Origin of the sequence: Neobacillus niacini (assembly GCF_036961885.1) — a bacterium.
GTDB classification, from domain to species: Bacteria; Bacillota; Bacilli; order Bacillales; family Cytobacillaceae; genus Neobacillus; species Neobacillus niacini_H.
In genome coordinates, this window is record NZ_JBALNQ010000072.1 from 1 (window position 1) to 17,457 (window position 17,457).

At 38.2% G+C, this 17,457-nt stretch carries 19 protein-coding genes and 1 riboswitch; of the genes, 7 read left to right on the forward strand and 12 right to left on the reverse strand.

Annotation, left to right across the window (positions count from 1 at the left end; all coding sequences use genetic code 11):
- Window positions 1-46: 46 nt before the first annotated feature.
- Complete coding sequence (locus V7124_RS24155) at window positions 47-205, reverse strand: anti-repressor SinI family protein (protein WP_335494170.1); 159 nt, start codon at window positions 203-205, stop codon at window positions 47-49.
- A gap of 31 nt (window positions 206-236) precedes the next feature.
- A riboswitch (cyclic di-GMP riboswitch) is annotated at window positions 237-325 on the reverse strand.
- A 557-nt stretch (window positions 326-882) separates the two neighbouring features.
- Between V7124_RS24155 and V7124_RS24160 the strand changes: the two genes are divergently transcribed.
- Complete coding sequence (locus tag V7124_RS24160) at window positions 883-1,047, forward strand: hypothetical protein (protein WP_335414801.1); 165 nt, start codon at window positions 883-885, stop codon at window positions 1,045-1,047.
- A 16-nt stretch (window positions 1,048-1,063) separates the two neighbouring features.
- Here the strand turns inward: V7124_RS24160 and hutH are convergent, their stop codons facing one another.
- Together hutH and V7124_RS24170 are read right to left on the reverse strand one after the other, a co-directional pair.
- On the reverse strand, window positions 1,064-2,578 hold the full coding sequence (gene hutH, locus V7124_RS24165; protein ID WP_335414786.1) for a histidine ammonia-lyase: 1,515 nt from the start codon (window positions 2,576-2,578) through the stop codon (window positions 1,064-1,066).
- A 261-nt stretch (window positions 2,579-2,839) separates the two neighbouring features.
- Window positions 2,840-5,029 carry a DNA topoisomerase III gene (locus V7124_RS24170; protein WP_335494172.1) on the reverse strand — a complete coding sequence of 730 codons (2,190 nt, stop codon included), beginning with the start codon at window positions 5,027-5,029 and terminating at the stop codon, window positions 2,840-2,842.
- 161 nt (window positions 5,030-5,190) lie between these two features.
- Between V7124_RS24170 and V7124_RS24175 the strand changes: the two genes are divergently transcribed.
- From V7124_RS24175 to V7124_RS24190, 4 genes are all read left to right on the forward strand, one after another.
- Window positions 5,191-6,459 (forward strand): MDR family MFS transporter, encoded by a 1,269-nt coding sequence (locus tag V7124_RS24175; RefSeq protein ID WP_335494174.1) that lies wholly within the window; start codon window positions 5,191-5,193, stop codon window positions 6,457-6,459.
- Window positions 6,460-6,815: 356 nt separating this feature from the next.
- Window positions 6,816-8,048 (forward strand): aminopeptidase, encoded by a 1,233-nt coding sequence (locus V7124_RS24180; RefSeq protein WP_335414794.1) that lies wholly within the window; start codon window positions 6,816-6,818, stop codon window positions 8,046-8,048.
- A gap of 72 nt (window positions 8,049-8,120) precedes the next feature.
- The gene (gene mscL / locus V7124_RS24185; RefSeq protein WP_335414796.1) at window positions 8,121-8,510 is read left to right on the forward strand and encodes a large-conductance mechanosensitive channel protein MscL; all 390 of its coding nucleotides are present in this window, start codon (window positions 8,121-8,123) and stop codon (window positions 8,508-8,510) included.
- A gap of 50 nt (window positions 8,511-8,560) precedes the next feature.
- On the forward strand, window positions 8,561-9,196 hold the full coding sequence (locus V7124_RS24190; protein ID WP_335414799.1) for a Bax inhibitor-1/YccA family protein: 636 nt from the start codon (window positions 8,561-8,563) through the stop codon (window positions 9,194-9,196).
- 42 nt (window positions 9,197-9,238) lie between these two features.
- Here the strand turns inward: V7124_RS24190 and V7124_RS24195 are convergent, their stop codons facing one another.
- The 8 genes from V7124_RS24195 to safA form a co-directional block, all read right to left on the reverse strand.
- On the reverse strand, window positions 9,239-9,838 hold the full coding sequence (locus V7124_RS24195; protein WP_335494177.1) for an RNA polymerase sigma factor: 600 nt from the start codon (window positions 9,836-9,838) through the stop codon (window positions 9,239-9,241).
- 7 nt (window positions 9,839-9,845) lie between these two features.
- Window positions 9,846-11,174 (reverse strand): oligosaccharide flippase family protein, encoded by a 1,329-nt coding sequence (locus V7124_RS24200; protein WP_335494179.1) that lies wholly within the window; start codon window positions 11,172-11,174, stop codon window positions 9,846-9,848.
- A 110-nt stretch (window positions 11,175-11,284) separates the two neighbouring features.
- The gene (locus tag V7124_RS24205; protein WP_335494181.1) at window positions 11,285-11,917 is read right to left on the reverse strand and encodes a response regulator transcription factor; all 633 of its coding nucleotides are present in this window, start codon (window positions 11,915-11,917) and stop codon (window positions 11,285-11,287) included.
- Entirely contained in the window at window positions 11,910-12,962 is a 1,053-nt protein-coding gene (locus V7124_RS24210; RefSeq protein ID WP_335411012.1) for a sensor histidine kinase, read from the reverse strand. The genes V7124_RS24205 and V7124_RS24210 overlap by 8 nt, the downstream gene beginning before the upstream one ends.
- A complete protein-coding gene (gene liaF, locus V7124_RS24215) occupies window positions 12,959-13,693 on the reverse strand; it encodes a cell wall-active antibiotics response protein LiaF (RefSeq protein ID WP_335411010.1) in 735 nt (244 codons plus the stop codon). The genes V7124_RS24210 and liaF overlap by 4 nt, the downstream gene beginning before the upstream one ends.
- Window positions 13,694-13,775: 82 nt before the next feature.
- A complete protein-coding gene (locus V7124_RS24220) occupies window positions 13,776-14,420 on the reverse strand; it encodes a PspA/IM30 family protein (RefSeq protein ID WP_335411008.1) in 645 nt (214 codons plus the stop codon).
- 17 nt (window positions 14,421-14,437) lie between these two features.
- On the reverse strand, window positions 14,438-14,785 hold the full coding sequence (locus tag V7124_RS24225) for a flagellar basal body rod protein (protein ID WP_335411005.1): 348 nt from the start codon (window positions 14,783-14,785) through the stop codon (window positions 14,438-14,440).
- 142 nt (window positions 14,786-14,927) lie between these two features.
- Complete coding sequence (safA, locus tag V7124_RS24230; RefSeq protein ID WP_335411003.1) at window positions 14,928-15,542, reverse strand: SafA/ExsA family spore coat assembly protein; 615 nt, start codon at window positions 15,540-15,542, stop codon at window positions 14,928-14,930.
- Window positions 15,543-15,635: 93 nt separating this feature from the next.
- Here safA and V7124_RS24235 point away from each other — a divergent pair, with 93 nt between their 5' ends.
- Together V7124_RS24235 and V7124_RS24240 are read left to right on the forward strand one after the other, a co-directional pair.
- The gene (locus V7124_RS24235) at window positions 15,636-16,010 is read left to right on the forward strand and encodes a DUF1360 domain-containing protein (protein WP_335411002.1); all 375 of its coding nucleotides are present in this window, start codon (window positions 15,636-15,638) and stop codon (window positions 16,008-16,010) included.
- A gap of 51 nt (window positions 16,011-16,061) precedes the next feature.
- Window positions 16,062-16,202, forward strand: coding sequence for a hypothetical protein (locus V7124_RS24240; protein WP_335411001.1), 141 nt, complete (start codon window positions 16,062-16,064; stop codon window positions 16,200-16,202).
- A 38-nt stretch (window positions 16,203-16,240) separates the two neighbouring features.
- Here V7124_RS24240 and V7124_RS24245 read toward each other — a convergent pair whose 3' ends face one another.
- Entirely contained in the window at window positions 16,241-17,380 is a 1,140-nt protein-coding gene (locus tag V7124_RS24245; RefSeq protein ID WP_335494203.1) for a trans-sulfuration enzyme family protein, read from the reverse strand.
- Window positions 17,381-17,457 lie beyond the last annotated feature (77 nt).

Below are 17,457 nucleotides of genomic sequence, written 5' to 3' on the forward strand. Positions count from 1 at the left end.
AAAAAACAAAGCATACTACCTTGATTTATGTAGTATGCTTTGTTTTTTATGTACCCTGGCGATTCTTAACAAGTATGTCGCTAATCTCATTCTGATGAAGAAAATCAAGGATTGTTTCCTTTGAAAGCCCTAGTTCCTTTGCCTCGACAATAAGGGCAAACCATTCTGCGTCCATTCCATTTATCAAACTATCCGTTTTTGTCACTTTCCTTCACCCCTAAAATACATCGTGTATTCCAGGTAGCCCGGCCATCATAGTAAAATGCCATACCTTAGACCCTCGGCTTTGCGTCCCTATTTTTCAAAAGGTTTGCCTTTTTCTGATTCGAAATACCTATAAATTATTGACTATTCAGTATATTCAACGGGCAAATTTCTTATTCCCTATTTTTATTATATATAGTTCTTTTTTAAGAGCGTGCAGTAATTTGTCGAACACTTTAATTTTTCTACCACTTTATTCACACATATTTTTCCAAATTCCTACAAAAAGCAGTACTAAATGTCTAATTAACCAAAAGATGGAAGTTGCTAGGTATTAAGAATTACTTTAACCTAGGCAGTCTTTTGTAAACAGGTATGTGTATAAATTTTGTCTATTTTGTGACAATTGACATATAATATAAACAACATTAAAATATACTAAATATTATTAATATTCAAATAATGGTGGTGGACTTTATTTATGACATTTATCCATGTGTTAAATTACGCTATTCCTATTTCCTTTATGGTGTTTTTTGGCTTTTTAATTGACCGTATGTGCAGCCCTTCCAAGTCAGATAAAAAAATGGACGAAGAATAACTTTCTTTAGGGAAGCAGCCTTCATAAATTTCCTTCGTTTGGGAATGATACATTCGTAGACGAAAGGAGTGTTTGATTTGGCACGTGGAGAACATTTTAATCATAAAAAGAAAGGTCATCCCGGCAATTTACCGAAGGATAACCAAACCGAAAGACATTCAAAGGATGCCATTGGGGACGAAGAGTTTCTAGTGGTACGTGAAGCATTTAAGAATAGAGTAGAAACCGAAAAAATTGAATGATAAAAGGCGTGATCATTCACGCCTTTTTACTTTGTTTTACAAGCTTATCTACATCCCATTTCCTTAACCCTTCTGCTGCTTTTTCAATATCTTTAGAAAAGATTCGATCTTTTTTAATGGAAGGTACAAGTTCTCTACCCTTCTCATAAAGTGCCTTTGTTTGGCACGCCATTTTTTCAACCCCGCGAATTTCAACTGCCTGCATCGCACATATCAGTTCAATAGCTAGCACTCTTCTTGCATTTTGGATAATCTGGTAAGCATGTCTTGACGCAATAGTTCCCATACTTACATGATCCTCTTGATTGGCAGATGAGGGAATGGAATCGACACTTGCTGGGTGGGCAAGCGTTTTGTTTTCTGATACTAGCGACGCCGCTGCATATTGCATAATCATTGCGCCTGATTGTAAACCAGGTTCTGGGCTTAAGAATGGAGGTAAATCATTTAACTGTGGATTCACTAATCTTTCAATTCGCCTTTCAGAGATATTTGCAAGCTCTGCAACAGCGATTTTCATAAAATCCATCGCAAATGCAATCGGCTGCCCGTGAAAATTCCCACCTGATATCACTTTATCACCATTGTCAAAAATCAATGGATTGTCAGTTGCTGCATTCATTTCAATTTCTAATTTTTCCTTTACATAATCCAATACCTGCCAGGAAGCACCATGGACTTGAGGGATGCAGCGAATTGAGTACGCATCCTGAACACGATATTCCCCCTGCATGGTAGTTAATAAACTGTCGCTTAAGTAATGACGTATTCTTGCTGCAGTCTCAATCTGCTGCTGATAGCCCCTTGCTACATGGACTTCCTCTGCAAATGCATCAATGATTCCGTTCAATCCTTCCATCGTCATCGCTGCGATGAGTTCACTTTCAAATGCCAGCTGTTCAGCTTCTAGGTATCCAACCACTCCCATTGCCGTCATGGCCTGTGTTCCATTAATCAGTGCCAGCCCTTCTTTAGCCTCTAAGGTAATGGGAAGAATCCCTTCCATCTGAAGGGCATGGATAGACTCCACTCGGTTCCCTTTGTAAAAAACTTCTCCTTCCCCAATCAACACTAATGCTAAATGGGAGAGTGGTGCCAAATCACCACTGGCACCAAGTGAACCTTGCTGTGGGATGACCGGGATAATTTCTTTATTAACCAGCGCTAATAAACTCTCAATAACGATTGGTCTGACACCTGAATAACCTTTTAAAAGAGCATTTGCACGTAAAAGAACCATTGCTTTTGAAACATCTTCAGGAAATGGGTCACCGATCCCACACGCATGTGAGCGAATTAAATTAAGCTGTAGATCCCTAACATGTTCTTTATCTATTAACACATCACTGAACTTCCCAAACCCTGTATTGATTCCGTAGACTACCTTCTGCTGGGATACAATTTTCTCAACGGCTTCGCGGCTGTTTTTTACAAGCTCCATGCTTTTTTCAGAAGCAAAAACCTTTTCTTTTCGATATAGGATCTCTTTCATTTGTTCCAACGTTAAACTTTGACCTGTTAGCATAATCACATTTCTCACCTCTACCACTTTAATAGAATAAAGAAAGAGACTGGATTCCATATCATATTAGATTTGGAGTCCAGCCTCTTTTATAAAGAGTTGATTCGTTTTTAGATGCCACATTGGTAATCATCCCATTCAAAAATTCTATTTGTTTAATAATAATTGTATGGGATGAAAAGCTTGTTTGTCAATGAAATTGTCAGAATTTTAGCACGATAACACTTTATCACAATAGTAAAGAACAGTAAGCATGGCATTAGTGCTCTATTACTTCAGGTTCAGCTTCTTTAAGGCATCTGCCAAGGCTGTATTAATTGGCTCTTCTTCCTTGTTTTGGTTGTTAAGATACTTTTGCACTGTTCGTTTATCCACTTTACCAGTAGATTCTTTTTTACGACGTGCTTCGAAAACAGAAAGTTTCTCACGGTGACCGCATTTGCAAGCAAATATTTGTCCTTCCCCTTCGCCGCGAAGTTCCAGCTTTTTCTTGCATTGCGGGCAGCGGGCATTTGTGACTCGGGAAACATTTTTCCGATGTCCACATTCACGGTCTTGGCACACAAGCATTTTACCCTTTTTTCCATTCACTTCAAGCATTGGTTTTCCACAGTCCGGACAATTTTTTGTAGAGATATTGTCGTGCTTATACTTTTTATTACTTGCTTTAATTTCAGCAACAATTTCTCTCGTATATTTTTTCATTTCGCTGATAAACACATCTTTTTTCAACTTTCCCTGGGCAATTTGTTCAAGCTTTTGTTCCCACACTGCTGTTAATGCAGGAGATCTTAGTTCTTCAGGCACTAAATCCAGCAATTGGCGCCCTTTCGAAGTAAGGTGAATGTCTTTGCCACGCTTTTCAAGTAGAAATGAATTGAACAGCTTTTCAATAATATCAGCTCGTGTAGCAACAGTGCCTAATCCACCAGTCGATTTTAATGTTTCTGCCAGCTGTTTATTATTGGTTTCCATATACTTCGTTGGGTTTTCCATTGCCGACAGTAATGTTGCCTCATTAAATCGAGCTGGGGGACTAGTTTGACCAGCTGTTTGCGAGATTAATTTTACCTGTAAGCTATCGCTCTTTTCGATCCGGGGTAAAATTTGTTCCTTTAGATCATCTGCTCCATCTTCGTCTTCAAAGCGATTCTCATATACTTCTTTCCAGCCGGTTGATAAAATAGTTTTTCCTCTAGCAACAAAGTTCTCTTCACCGATTTTTGCACGAAGTGTTAGCTGCTCATACTCGAAAGCTGGGAATAACACAGCTAAGAATCGTTTTACCACTAAGTCATAAATTTTTCGCTCTTTATCCGTGAACGCCGATAAGTTTACATAACCCTCTGTTGGAATAATCGCATGGTGATCGGATACTTTACTATCATCGACGAATGCTTTTGAAGCTTTTATCGGCTTGCTTAGGATCTTATTGGTTAACGGACGATAATCACTCACTCCACATGCTCTCAGCCGTTCCGGAAGCGTCCCTACAATATCCGATGAAAGGTAACGAGAATCTGTACGAGGATAGGTTAAAACTTTATGCTGCTCGTACAGCTTCTGCATTATATTTAATGTTTCCTTTGCTGAGTAGCCAAAAATTTTATTCGCATCGCGCTGCAGTTCAGTTAAATCATATAACCCTGGAGAAAAGGACTTTTTGGGTTTTTTCTCAATTTCTGTTACTCGTGCATTTTGTGTGCCCAGTTTTTTCACAATCGAATCGATTTTCTCTTTATCAAAGCTGCGACTATTTCCTTTTGCATCCTGCCAAGTCAATTTTAACTTGTCAGATGTTTGCGCTTCGATTCCATAATACGTCTGAGATTTGAAGTTTTTAATTTCATCCTCCCTTGCAGCAATCATGGCAACAGTTGGAGTTTGAACCCGGCCACAGTTTAGCTGGGCGTTAAAACGGGTGGTTAATGCCCGTGTTGCATTCAGACCGATATACCAATCTGCTTCAGAACGTGCGACAGCTGAAGCGTATAAATTCTCATAGGCTTTACCCGGCTTCAAGTTCGCAAAGCCATCTTTAATAGCTTTATCCGTTACGGAAGATATCCATAAACGTTTTATTGGTTTGTTTACCTTTGCTTTAACAAGTATCCATCGTGCAACTAGCTCCCCCTCACGACCGCTATCTGTTGCAATCACAATCTCTCCGACATCAGCCCGTTGCAGCTGGCTTTTCACGCTATGAAACTGCTTATTTGTTTGCTTAATGACCACAAGCTTTAAATCATTTGGAAGCATCGGTAAATCTTCTAAATTCCAGGTTTTATATTTTTCGTCATACACTTCAGGATCAGCAAGGGTAACTAAATGACCTAGTGCCCATGTGACAATATATTTATCTCCCTCTAAAAAACCATTACCCTTTTTATGACAATTCAACACACGAGCAATATCCCGTGCAACAGAAGGCTTTTCTGCAATAACAACAATCTTTTTCATTTAATAAACACCCTTTCGGTAGACCATTGAGTAATAATATAGCATAATTTAGTACTATTTGCAGAGGACCTACCGGAAAGAACTACCTTTTTTCTTGTATTTTCCTATTTAAGGATAGTATGATGAATTAGCTATTATACATATTGGCTTTGGAGGTACGTATGAGGATTAGAGATTGGGATCCTAATTTAAAGGTTCGCCTATTTAGTGAAGCAATGATGAACATTACCTTTTGGATGTTCTTTCCATTCTTAACGATTTATTTCGCGGACGCATTCGGCAAAAATAAAGCGGGCTTTTTGTTGGTTTTTTCACAGATTTTTTCTGTTATCGCCAATTTAATGGGTGGATACTGCGCCGACCGCTTTGGGCGTAAACGGATGATGGTTCTTTCAGCCATTGGTCAAGGACTTTCATTTTTACTTTTTGCTGCCGCAAGTTCACCTTGGCTTCAATCACCTTGGATAGGATTTATCGCTTTTGCCATTGCTGGCGTTTTTGGATCATTTTATTGGCCTGCCAGTCAAGCCATGGTGGCAGATGTCGTTGATGAAAAAGATAGAAACAGTGTTTTTGCCATTTTCTACACTTCGATTAATATCGCTGTGGTCATTGGCCCTATTTTAGGTGCTATTTTTTATGTGAATTATCGTTTTCAACTTTTACTCGTGGCAGGGATTATTTGTATTTTGTTAGGTTTGATTCTCGCAAAATGGACAAGGGAAACTGCACCGTTACAAAAAGTGGAGACTTTGAAAGCAGATCGGAAATGGTATTATTTCTTACAGGATCAATTCAAAGACTATACATTGATAATTAAAGATAAGACCTTCCTTCTATTTATTATTGCAGGTATATTAGCTGGACAGACGTTTATGCAATTGGACTTATTATTCCCTGTTTATATGAAAGAAGTAATCGATCTTCAAACACTTTTTTCAATCGGAGATTGGTCATTTACGATAAAAGGGGAGCAGGCCTTTGGAATTGTGCTTGCCGAAAATGGCCTTCTTGTTGCCTTATTAACCGTTGTGATCACAAAATGGATGGGGAATTTTAAGGAACGGAATGTATTTGTCCTTTCCTCTGTTGTATACGCCATCTCTATTTTTATGTTTAGTCAAACCCATTGGATATGGGGATTTATAATCGCAATGGCTGTCTTCACCTTTGCGGAGTTAATGGGCGCTGGGATTCAACAAAGCTTTGTTTCTAAGCTTGCTCCTGAACATATGCGAGGACAGTATTTTGCTGCTGCGAGCCTAAGATTCACAATCAGTAGAACAATTGCCCCATTATCGATTCCGTTAACCGTTTGGATTGGGTATGAGTGGACATTTATTGTACTGTGCTTACTTGCTCTCGCTAGTGCTGGCCTATATTGGTTAATGTTTTATTCCTTTGAAAAAAGAACGGCTGTTGGATCCTAATTAGGATCCTTTTTTCATTGTCAAAAATTTGTCGGTAATTTGTACTAAATTGTTCACAATTACCTCTTTTACTATTATAATTAAGTTGTAAACGTTTCCTATTTGTAAGGGTGGTGGTATTAGTGGAAGTTTCACAATTTATGTCTCCCACATCATGGTCAGGTATTATTACATTTTTGGTTATATTTTCAGCGGGTATCTACCTTAATATTAAAATATATGGCAGCAAACTAGAGTAGAGAGGAACCTCCCTACTTATTTTTTTGCCTAAAAACCCCGTTTCACTGTTATCAGTTTCTTTTTTCCATTAAACAGGCTAGAATAAAAAGGAAGATTCTGAAAAGGGAGACAAAAAAATGAGTGAATTTCAAAAGAACCTTGAGAAATATGCCGAGCTTGCTGTTAAGGTCGGAGTAAATATTCAGAAGGGACAAACATTAGTTGTTAATGCTGGTCTAGATGCAGCAGAATTTGTCCGTCTGGTTGTAAAAAGCGCCTATGAAACTGGTGCACACAACGTAATCGTTAATTGGAATGACGATGTGGTATCGAGAACAAAATACGAATTAGCTCCTGATGAAGCTTTTACTACATACCCTGTTTGGCGTGCAAAGGAACAAGAGGATTTGGTTGAACAAGGTGCAGCGTTTATGGCGATTGTTTCTTCTAGTCCTGACTTATTAAAAGGTGTAAATCCAGAACGGATTGCCAACTTTCAAAAAGCAGCTGGAACTGCATTGACTAAGTATCGTCAGGCCGTACAATCTGACAAAGTCAGTTGGACAGTGATTGCTGCTCCGTCCTCTGCTTGGGCTGCAAAGGTTTTTCCTGATGCACCTAGTGACCAACAAGTTTCATTACTTTGGGAAGCGATCTTTAAATCTGTTCGTGTCGATGTTGAAAATCCAGTGGAAGCCTGGAAAAAGCATGATGAGACCTTGCACGAAAAGGTTAGTTACTTAAACGAAAAACGCTATCAAAAGCTCCACTATACAGCACCTGGAACGGATTTAACTATAGAACTGCCAAAAAACCATATTTGGGTTGGAGCAGGCAGTGTAAATGAGAGTGGTTTTGAATTCATGGCTAATATGCCGACGGAGGAAGTGTTCACCGTTCCACATCGTGAAGGTGTAAATGGAACTGTTGCAAGCACAAAGCCGCTAAGCTTTGGCGGAAATATTATCGATCGTTTCTCCATTACCTTTGAAAATGGAAGAATTGTTGATTTTAAGGCGGAAGAAGGAGAAGAAGTCCTAAAGCGCCTTGTGGAAACAGACGAAGGTTCACATTATCTTGGTGAAGTAGCACTTGTTCCTTATGATTCACCGATTTCTCAATCAAATGTTCTATTCTATAATACTTTGTTCGATGAGAATGCTTCGAACCACTTAGCAATTGGCAGTGCGTATGCTTTTTGTATTGAAGGCGGAAAGAAAATGTCTCGTGAAGAACTTGATGCCAATGGACTTAACGAAAGTATTACTCACGTTGACTTTATGATTGGTTCTCAAGATATGGATATTGATGGAATTACAGTTGATGGCGTAGCAGAGCCAGTATTTAGAAAAGGTAATTGGGCATTTTAAATGGTATAATTACTAAGCAGCTACCAGATTGGCAGCTGCTTTTTTTAGAATTTAGTTTTGGAGGTCACTGCTATGTTAAATGAATTTAAGAAGTTTGCCATGAGAGGCAACGTAATCGATCTTGCAGTCGGTGTTATCATTGGTGGAGCATTCGGTAAGATTGTTTCTTCGCTCGTTAACGATATCATTATGCCAATCATAACAATGCTCGTTGGTGCCGTTGATGTTAAGGAACTCGCATATGGTTCATTAAAATATGGCATATTTATTCAGTCGATTATCGATTTCTTAATCATTGCTTTTTCAATATTTATGTTCATTAAATTCCTTTCTCGTTTTAAAAAGAAAGAAGAAGCAGTCAAAGTAGAGGTTAAAATTGACAAGCAAGAAGAACTGCTTACTGAAATCAGAGATTTATTAAAAGCAGAAAAAGAATTTTCTAGAAAAAATGAAACATCTTGACCTTTTGTTCGTATATTCTAGATATAAATAAACTTTTGAGGTGAAGAAAATTGTACGCTCAAACATCTACTGAATTTTTACCTTCTGTCATTAGGACGTTTGCTCTTTCACTTGCCATCGCCTTTGTTGGGACCATGGCAGGAACATTTGTACCGCCGGCATTATTTTTACCGTTGGCCATCTTTGAATTCGTATTGTTGCTGATTGCCTTTTTCTTTAGACGTAAAAAAGCAATTTCTTATGCTTTCTTGTATATCTTCACATTTATTTCAGGGATTACCTTATATCCCATCGTTTCTTATTATGCACTAACGGCTGGAGCCAATGTGGTAATGATGGCTTTTGGGACAACCACTGTCGTTTTTACAGGCGTAGCCATATATGCAACAAAATCAAAACGTAATTTCTCTTTCTTAGGTGGATTCTTACTTGCAGCCCTGCTCGCTTTAGTGGTAATTTCCATTTGGAACATTTTCATGCCGTTAGGTTCTACCGCTATGCTGGCTTTCTCATTCATCGGAGTAGTGGTATTCAGCGGCTTCGTTCTATTTGATTTCAATCGGATGAAGCATTACGGTGTAAGTGCAGAGGAAGTTCCATTGATGGCGTTGAATTTATACTTAGACTTTATTAATCTGTTTGTAAGTATTTTACGTATCTTTGGGATTCTTTCAAACAAAGATTAAACAGTAAGCAAAAGGCCGGGCAAATACTGCCCGGCTTTTTTTTTATGCCAAAAATTGAAGTTTTGGTCTAAGATGTTCCTTTCCCCTTCTCATTCTTGTCTTGACTGTTGAAATTGGGATATTACTTCGTTTTGATATTTCAATTAAGGTAAGATTTTTAAAATAATAGAGGAAAATTGCTGACTTATATATTTCGGGTAATGACATTACCGTTTCTTCCATTTTTTCAACTGAGTATTTATGTAGAACTTCTTCTTCAGGAAGAGGCGGCGCCTCTACATTGGATGAATAGGAATAAACCTCTTCCTTCCAAAATTGCTTGGCTTTATTTTCCTTGCGCCAATAATCACGGCATTTATTACCCGCTATCGTAAATAACCAGTTTTTTATCTTGGCTGGTTCCTTTATCGTATCGAAAGCCGAATAAGCAGATAGTAGAACCTCTTGATAAAGGTCTTCTGCAAGTTCTTTATGTCTAACCAAAGAGAAAATATAATTAAAAATGGCTTTACCATGTTCTCTGACTATTTCTTCAAATCCATTCATCATTCTGTCTTGCATCTTTGCCGAACCTTCTTTCTGATTAACACTTCTTACACTAATAGACGGAATAAAATGTTTAACCCCTACACTTGCCAACATTTTTATCTTAATTATTCTTCTGAATAACACCTTTCATAAAAATCGAAACGCCTATTTTTTTGCAAATGCTTAAATAGTGCATCAATGCCAATAATAATGATCCTGTATTCATGGCGATAATTACCCCTTCCATCCTCCATTCAGGACGAACGGCAAGCAGGATAATGACGGAAAAGGAAACAATGGTTGACCAAATAGCATGAATAAACGTTTCTTTTATGAGACCTAAACCTATTAAAAATGCCTGCATCGGCATGACAAAAAAATGAAATAGAAAAAATGGCCATAGCATTTGTAAATAAACGGCCGCTGTAGAAGATTCAAAGAAGATGGATGTAAGCTGTGGAGCAAAGACATAGAAAGCTACAATCGCTGGGACACCATAAAGAAAGGTAAGCGTCATTACTTGTGAGAGCATTTTTTGCAATGTTGAGTAATCCTTCATTGAATATGTTTTTGATACAGCAGGTATTAAGACAATCATCAAAGAATGAGCAATAAATGCTGGGAAAAATCCAATTGAAACGGCAACACCCATTAGCATTCCAAAATGCTCAGTAGCAATCGTTTCTGATAGTCCCGATCGAACCAAGGCAGCCTTAATTAAGAAGGGTTGAATCGCACCTGTTAATGCTGAAAATAATCGCAGACCTGTTGTCGGTACCGAGACAGCCATCAAATTTTTGCGGACAGCCTTACGATTTAAATTTGAAAAAGGCATGCGTCTTAGCTGTTGAAATTGAATGATTAACGTGTAGCATAGATATAGAAACACAGCGATCTCACTGCCAATAAATGAAGCTATCGCAATTAACAAGGCGGACTCTGGGTTAAATTCAAAGAAGCGGAATAGCAAAAACAATAGAACGAGCTGGATTGACTTTCTAACGAAGTTGGCGATGGCGATTTTCCCCATTTGATGTCTTCCCATAAAATAACCTCGTGCTACAGAGGTAAAGGAAATGACGGGAATTAACAGGATTACAAGCCATCTTGTATAAGGGTGATATCCATTAAATACAGAGATAAATGGAATCAGCACAACGGCTAACAGTAACAGAATGCTCGTAAATATGATTGTAATGGTAATTGCATGGTAAAGAATATTTCGATGAAATTTTTCCTCTTTTTCAGCCACGAATTTTGAAATTGAAACCGGCAGCTCGAAGCTGGACAAAAGAACAAGTAAATAAATAGATGGAAGGATAGACATATATAAGCCTAATCCATGCTTCCCCAACTCTTTGGCAAGAATCAAATTAACTAAAAACTCAACACCTTCTCCTAAAAAAGCAGAGAGTGCTAAAAATAATATTCCTTTGTAAAAGATAGCCATTCCGAACTCCCCTTTAAAACAATCTCACTTTTATAAACCTATGAGACAAGTTCTAAGATTAGTAGGGAATTATTTCGAAAAAAAAGACTTCTGCAGTCCTTTTTTCTCTTTTATTTTACCAGCGAGTGTTTAAAGGCATAGATGACTGCCTGTGTTCGGTCTTGGACGTTTAGTTTGCTTAATATATTACTCACATGGGTTTTGACCGTTTTCAAGGCGATAAATAGTTCGTCGGCAATTTCTTGATTTGCCTTTCCCTCTGCCATCAATAGTAAGATTTCCATTTCACGGCTGGTAAGTTCTTCATGCGGCAGTTGATGGTGTTTCTGGCGCATTTTAACCATCATTTTTCCCGTTACTTCCGGTTCCAGAACGGACTGGCCATGATAGGTAGCCCGGACAGCATTGGCAATTTCATCTGCTTTCGAGGTTTTCAGCATATAACTCGTTGCACCTGCTTCTAATGCGGGATAAACTTTTTCATCGTCCAGGAAGCTAGTAACAATGATTACCTTTGCTTCGGACCATTTTTCAATAATTTGCCTCGTTGCTTCAATCCCATCCATTTCCTTCATCACTAAATCCATTAAAATGATATCAGGTCTGAGCGCGAGTGCCAGTTCTACACCTTTTTTCCCATCAGCAGCCTCACCAACCACTTCAATGTCTGACTGTGCTGATAAATAAGCGGAAACCCCAATTCTCACCATTTCATGATCATCGACAAATACTACTCTAATCATTTACACCATCTCCATTTATCATTACCGGTACCTTTACTTCCAGCCTGGTACCTTTACTCTTCACACTAATGACCTTTAACGTGCCCCCAACCTCTAGCGCCCGCTCATGCATATTCTGCATACCATAAGAGCCAGCCTTCATGTTATCGACTTCAAAGCCAATCCCATCATCGACAATTCTTAAAATGACAAGCGCATCTCGCTTTATCAATAAAACCTCAAGCTTGTTCGCCTTTGAATGCCGTAAAGTATTTGATACAGACTCCTGAAGAATACGGAAAAGATGATCCTCTATCCCCTTATCAATTGGAAATGCCTCTACCTTCCATTTAATTTCCATTGTTACTTTCTGAGATAATTCGATTAGTAACTCTTCAATTCCTTCATGCAGTGTTTTATTTTTTAATGCCACAGGACGCAAATGAAGCAGCAGGGCTCGCATTTCAAGTTGTGATTGATGAATCATTTCTTCCACCATTTTTAATTGCTTAGATTCTCTATCATCTTCACTTGTCCCTTGTCTTGTTGTATTAATTGCTGACATCATCATGGAAGCCCCGAATAATTGCTGACTAACTGAATCATGTAATTCACGGGCAAGACGATTTCGTTCCTGTTCAATGATTTCTTGAATTCTTGCTTCCTGATCCACAACTTTTTCAGTTGCCAATTTTTGTGAAAGCTTGGCTTGTTCAGACATTTGCCTGCCTATCCGATCGATTTGTGCACCGATACTTTGCATTTCAGAAATAGAAGGTTTTTCATCTTGTGGGGTGTGTCTCCCCTGCTCCAAATGCTGTAAAGAATGTTCAACATTCTGAAGTTGTCGTCTCCAAAACATCCCAGAAACAAGTCCCAATAAAATCCCAACAGCAATACTGAATGCCGGAATAAAAATCACAAACGGAATATCCATAAAATGACGATTCCATAATTCTGACCACTCAGAAATAGGAAATACCACGATAAAGGCAGCTGCAACCGCTAAAGCAAGGATAACGGAAAAGCAGACATTCCAGACAATCTGCCTTTGGATTGTGCTCATATCCGGCTCACCTCTAAATTCCCGACCAGCAAGGATGTAAAGATTTTCACCTTTTGCTCTGCCTGATCATAGCCTGCTGTCTTAAGATGGAAAGATTGGTTAATAACCTGGGACTGATGATTTTCAAAAACAGTTGTTGAACCAACAACACAAGAGTGATGAACACTTACTTCTACTTCATAAGGGACTTGTATTTTTATATTTCCAATCACGTTACGGACGAAAATGACGGTTTCACCTTTTGGCAGGACGGTGTAACTAAGATCAATAATGGTATCCCCAATCCCAGTTTGGATGTTAATATCGTTCCATTCATATACATCACTAGGCGTTTTTTGCTGTCCAAAAAATACATTCTCAAAGAGCGGCTTGCTCTTAATAAGCGTCTCTTCCTGTGGAATCTGTTCAGATTCTTTAATATCGAGCGCGATTTTAGTAGGATTATTTTTGGATGTAGAATATTGAATAATTAAATGAAGTAGAATTGCCATCAATAAAAATTTGAAAGTCATCATACTAAATACACTAATCATTAAGAAAATAATCCCCGCAAAGAAAAGAAATTTCCCACTTTTTTTCCCAGCTTTTTTACGCCCAAAATAAATCATAGCTCCAGAAAAGAAAAGGGAGAATATAAGACCACTGTTGAAAAATAGAATTTCTAGCAGCAGAACGACAGCCCCAATAACAACCAGCCATCCCGTATAATCTGTTTTTGCATTTTTTAACATTCGGTCATCCCTCCCTTTTTATAGTGTTATGGCAAAAAAGGTGCAACTGACTGCACCTCTTTTAGAATACCATGTTTTGATTTTAAATGGACTTGCTTTCTTCTAATTTCATTTCTTTTTCCAATTGGGCAATCTTTGCATCAATGGTATCGCGGTAATAGGAGCTATTTACTTGATGCTCTAAACGATCTAAGTAATGGTCGATCTCCTGAAAACGCTTTGATCCCTCATCCGAATTATTATTAGAGTCTAAAACTTGATTCATTCTATTATTTGCACGAGTTACATTTTCACGGCCCATTAATTCCAACCGACGAATTTGCATATCTTTTAACTTATGCTTCATTTCCTCATATTTTCTTTCTAATTCCCCTAGCTGTCCTTTAACTTGCTCAAGAGAAGCTCCCAGTCGCTCTACACGACTTGAGTATTGTTGATGTTCCGCTGAAGCAAACTGATAAAGTTCCATTTCACCTGCTTTAGAAGCGATTTCAGCTTGGTACTTCCTTTTTTCCGCCAATTCAGCTGCTTGGGAATATTCCCTAGTGAACTCTTCTTTCAGCGAATATTGTCGTTCTAAAAGTTTTCTAACCTTTTCTGTTTCTTGCTCACACTGACGAAGATATTGATTAAGAAGAGCAATTGGATTTTTCTTTTCCTTTTGATCAACCGCAGCATGTAAATCAGCCATAATGGTATCTTTAATTCTTGTAAGTAAGTTTGTCATTTTTCTCTCTCCTTTGATTAATGTTTATTTAGTTCATTCCATTGTTTTTCAAAATTTATAAACGGGTCAGAATCCTCTTTTTCAAACGTTTTTTTGCTGCTATTCCAATTTTTATAAACAAGGTAAAGGACGTAAGCAGCAATCACACCAATGATAGCTGGAGCGTTGTGAATAGCGGCCATTAGGACAAATAATCCGAGAATTCCTAGGACAATCTTGCCCCCGGTTGATTCAGTTTTTAGAAACTGTTTGAAAATGAAGTACAAAATTCCAAGTCCAACTAGTAATCCAATCATCGGACCAATCGATGAGAGTACTATGATAGCTGCAATTCCACCAGCTAGTAGTAAACCAAATTTTTTCATTTTGTTTGTTCCTCCTTTCGTTATCTTGATTTCATCTTACCTCTATTCCAAATTTCTCATAACGAACCTCCGCTTTATTTTCATGTAGGTCTTGAGACGTAGAAAGGGTCAGTCCCATGTATAGGAACTGACCCTTCTTCGTTCATTTTGATATAAACATTTGTGTCCAATAATGTCTTTGCGATCCGCCTTTTGCGTAACCAACGCCGATATACGTGTAATTTGCACTTAAAATATTTGCCCGATGACCTGGACTGTTCATCCACGCTTGAACCACTTCCTGTGCAGTTGTTTGTCCGGCAGCAATATTTTCTGCCGCGGCACGGTATGAAATCCCGAAGTTCTTCATCATGGTAAAAGGACTTCCATAGGTAGGGCTAGTGTGACTGAAATAGTTTTTATCCCGCATATCCGTTGATTTATAGCGGGCAACCCTAGAAAGCTCCCAATCTTGAGTCAAGGCCTTTAATCCATGCTTAGCTCTTTCTTGATTCGTTAATTGAATGACTTGGCTTTCAATGCTTTTGGTTGCACCAAAATTAGGTATCGTCACTTTATTTCCTGGATAGATCAGGTTTGGGTTTCTGAATTGTGGATTCGCTGAAATAATCTCAGAAATTCCAACTTGATAGCGAACAGCGATTTTCCAAAGTGAATCACCAGGCTGGACCGTGTAAATCTGTTGAGCAAATGAAATGCTTGGAATACTAATAAGTGAAAGTAAAAACAGTAAACTAAACCAAAATGATTTTTTCATTTTTTCGCCTCCTCGATATATATTCTTGATTTAAGGCTCAAAATATACAGATGGTAATCATAAATTTTTTACTTTAATTTCGGAGGAGAAAATGTGAGAGATATTTCATGGATAACGTATGTCATGTTAATTTTGGCTAGTTATCGACTAACCCATTTAATTGTTTTTGATAAAATTACTGAGTTTATCCGAAAACCCTTTATGAAGAAGGTTCAAGTTGAAACGAACCATGGAACGGTAACAAAGGAGATACCGAAATCAATGTTTGGGTATTTATTGAAATGTTACTGGTGTGCTGGTGTGTGGAGTGCCATCTTTCTTGGTGGAGGATATCTGCTTTTTCCAAAGGTAACATTTGTGATTATATTAATTTTTTCCATTGCAGGGGGCCAATCCATCATAGAAACCTTTGTTGGAGTAAATATCAAAAAAGTTGATTATTATGCTGAGTTAGAAAAGGAGGATTAAAAAAGAAAAAATGTCCCCCCTTTTGCATATACATTACAAAGGGGGGATTGGATGGCTGAATGGTGGGTTACTACCATTGGGTTTGTTATATGTCTCGGGTTGGTTGGAGGTACGGTCTTTTATTTTTTAAGAGGAGTGCTTCACTCGGAAGACTCCACTCGCATTGATCGGGATAAGAAGGAAGTCGATTAATAAACGAAAAGAACCCTGCCTTGGGTTCTTTTCGTTTTTTAATGTGATATCTCAATGGCTTTTTCAAATTGTGTAATAATGTCTTCTACATGTTCGATGCCTACTGAAATTCGAACCACTTCATATGTAATCCCCAATGCTTCACAAGCTTCTTGTGGGAGAGAGCGGTGTGAAGTCGTTAATGGATGGGAAACAGTGGTTTCAACTCCAGCCAGGGTTGGAGCAATTTTAATCCATCCTAACGAGCCAAAAAAGAGATTCGTATCCACCTTTTTTGAAAGTTCGATGGTGACCATAGCACCATAACCTTCTTCCTCTTGTTCAAATGGGTAATATACTTTTTTAACAAAAGGATTACTTGATAACGCTTCAGCTAATTTCTTAGCATTACTGGATTGTGCCTTCATTCTTAATGCCAATGTTTTTAAACCACGGCAAGTCAGCCATGCTTCGAATGGGCTGACATTCGTACCAAGATTAACGATTTTGGCGCGTGCTTTGGCAACTAAATCCTCCCTGCCTGTAAGCACACCTATCGTTACATCGCTATGACCGCCAATGTATTTGGTTGCACTATGGACCACTAAATCAATCCCCATTGGATAGGGCTGACAATGGTATGGAGTAGCAAATGTATTATCCACCAATGTATTTAGCTGGTGTTTACGGGCTAGATCCACTACTCCTTTAATATTTTCGACTCTTAACAATGGATTGGTAATCGATTCTGTGTAAAGAAGTTTTGTATTTTCTTTTATTTCTTTTTCTACTTCAACTAGATCATTAAAGGAAACAAAGGTTGTTTCAATGCCAAACTGATCTAATTCTGCTTTCAACATATGGTAGCTTCCGCCATATAAATCATCTGCTGCGATAATATGGTCTCCATTTTTCACCACCGCTAAAACACCCGCTAAAATGGCTGACAAGCCCGAAGAAGATGCGACACCTGCTGGAGCACATTCCAATCTTGCTACTGCTTCCCCAAGCTCATCTGTATTCGGATTACCAACCCGTGAATAGAGATACTGCCCATTGCCTTGATAATAGCCTTCTAATTCATCAAGATCTTTAAAGGCAAATGCAGAGGTCTGATAAATTGGCGTAACCTTACTTGTTATTTTACTAGTACTTTTTTTACTGCCATGTAGAATTTCTGTCTCAAATCTTTTCCCCATACCTTCACCTTCTTCTATTAACAAAATTGTTATTATATTAAAAAATATCAATACCACAATCTTCCGTCAATCTAAAT

What these genes read in the sequence shown, in the direction of transcription:
- V7124_RS24170 (WP_335494172.1), bottom strand. Translation starts at nt 5,029, where the DNA reads ATGAAAAAGATTGTTGTTATTGCAGAAAAGCCTTCTGTTGCACGGGAT.
- V7124_RS24175 (WP_335494174.1), top strand. Translation starts at nt 5,191, where the DNA reads ATGAGGATTAGAGATTGGGATCCTAATTTAAAGGTTCGCCTATTTAGT.
- V7124_RS24180 (WP_335414794.1), top strand. Translation starts at nt 6,816, where the DNA reads ATGAGTGAATTTCAAAAGAACCTTGAGAAATATGCCGAGCTTGCTGTT.
- mscL (WP_335414796.1), top strand. Translation starts at nt 8,121, where the DNA reads ATGTTAAATGAATTTAAGAAGTTTGCCATGAGAGGCAACGTAATCGAT.
- V7124_RS24195 (WP_335494177.1), bottom strand. Translation starts at nt 9,838, where the DNA reads ATGTTGGCAAGTGTAGGGGTTAAACATTTTATTCCGTCTATTAGTGTA.
- V7124_RS24200 (WP_335494179.1), bottom strand. Translation starts at nt 11,174, where the DNA reads ATGGCTATCTTTTACAAAGGAATATTATTTTTAGCACTCTCTGCTTTT.
- V7124_RS24205 (WP_335494181.1), bottom strand. Translation starts at nt 11,917, where the DNA reads ATGATTAGAGTAGTATTTGTCGATGATCATGAAATGGTGAGAATTGGG.
- V7124_RS24210 (WP_335411012.1), bottom strand. Translation starts at nt 12,962, where the DNA reads ATGAGCACAATCCAAAGGCAGATTGTCTGGAATGTCTGCTTTTCCGTT.
- liaF (WP_335411010.1), bottom strand. Translation starts at nt 13,693, where the DNA reads ATGTTAAAAAATGCAAAAACAGATTATACGGGATGGCTGGTTGTTATT.
- V7124_RS24220 (WP_335411008.1), bottom strand. Translation starts at nt 14,420, where the DNA reads ATGACAAACTTACTTACAAGAATTAAAGATACCATTATGGCTGATTTA.
- V7124_RS24225 (WP_335411005.1), bottom strand. Translation starts at nt 14,785, where the DNA reads ATGAAAAAATTTGGTTTACTACTAGCTGGTGGAATTGCAGCTATCATA.
- safA (WP_335411003.1), bottom strand. Translation starts at nt 15,542, where the DNA reads ATGAAAAAATCATTTTGGTTTAGTTTACTGTTTTTACTTTCACTTATT.
- V7124_RS24240 (WP_335411001.1), top strand. Translation starts at nt 16,062, where the DNA reads ATGGCTGAATGGTGGGTTACTACCATTGGGTTTGTTATATGTCTCGGG.
- V7124_RS24245 (WP_335494203.1), bottom strand. Translation starts at nt 17,380, where the DNA reads ATGGGGAAAAGATTTGAGACAGAAATTCTACATGGCAGTAAAAAAAGT.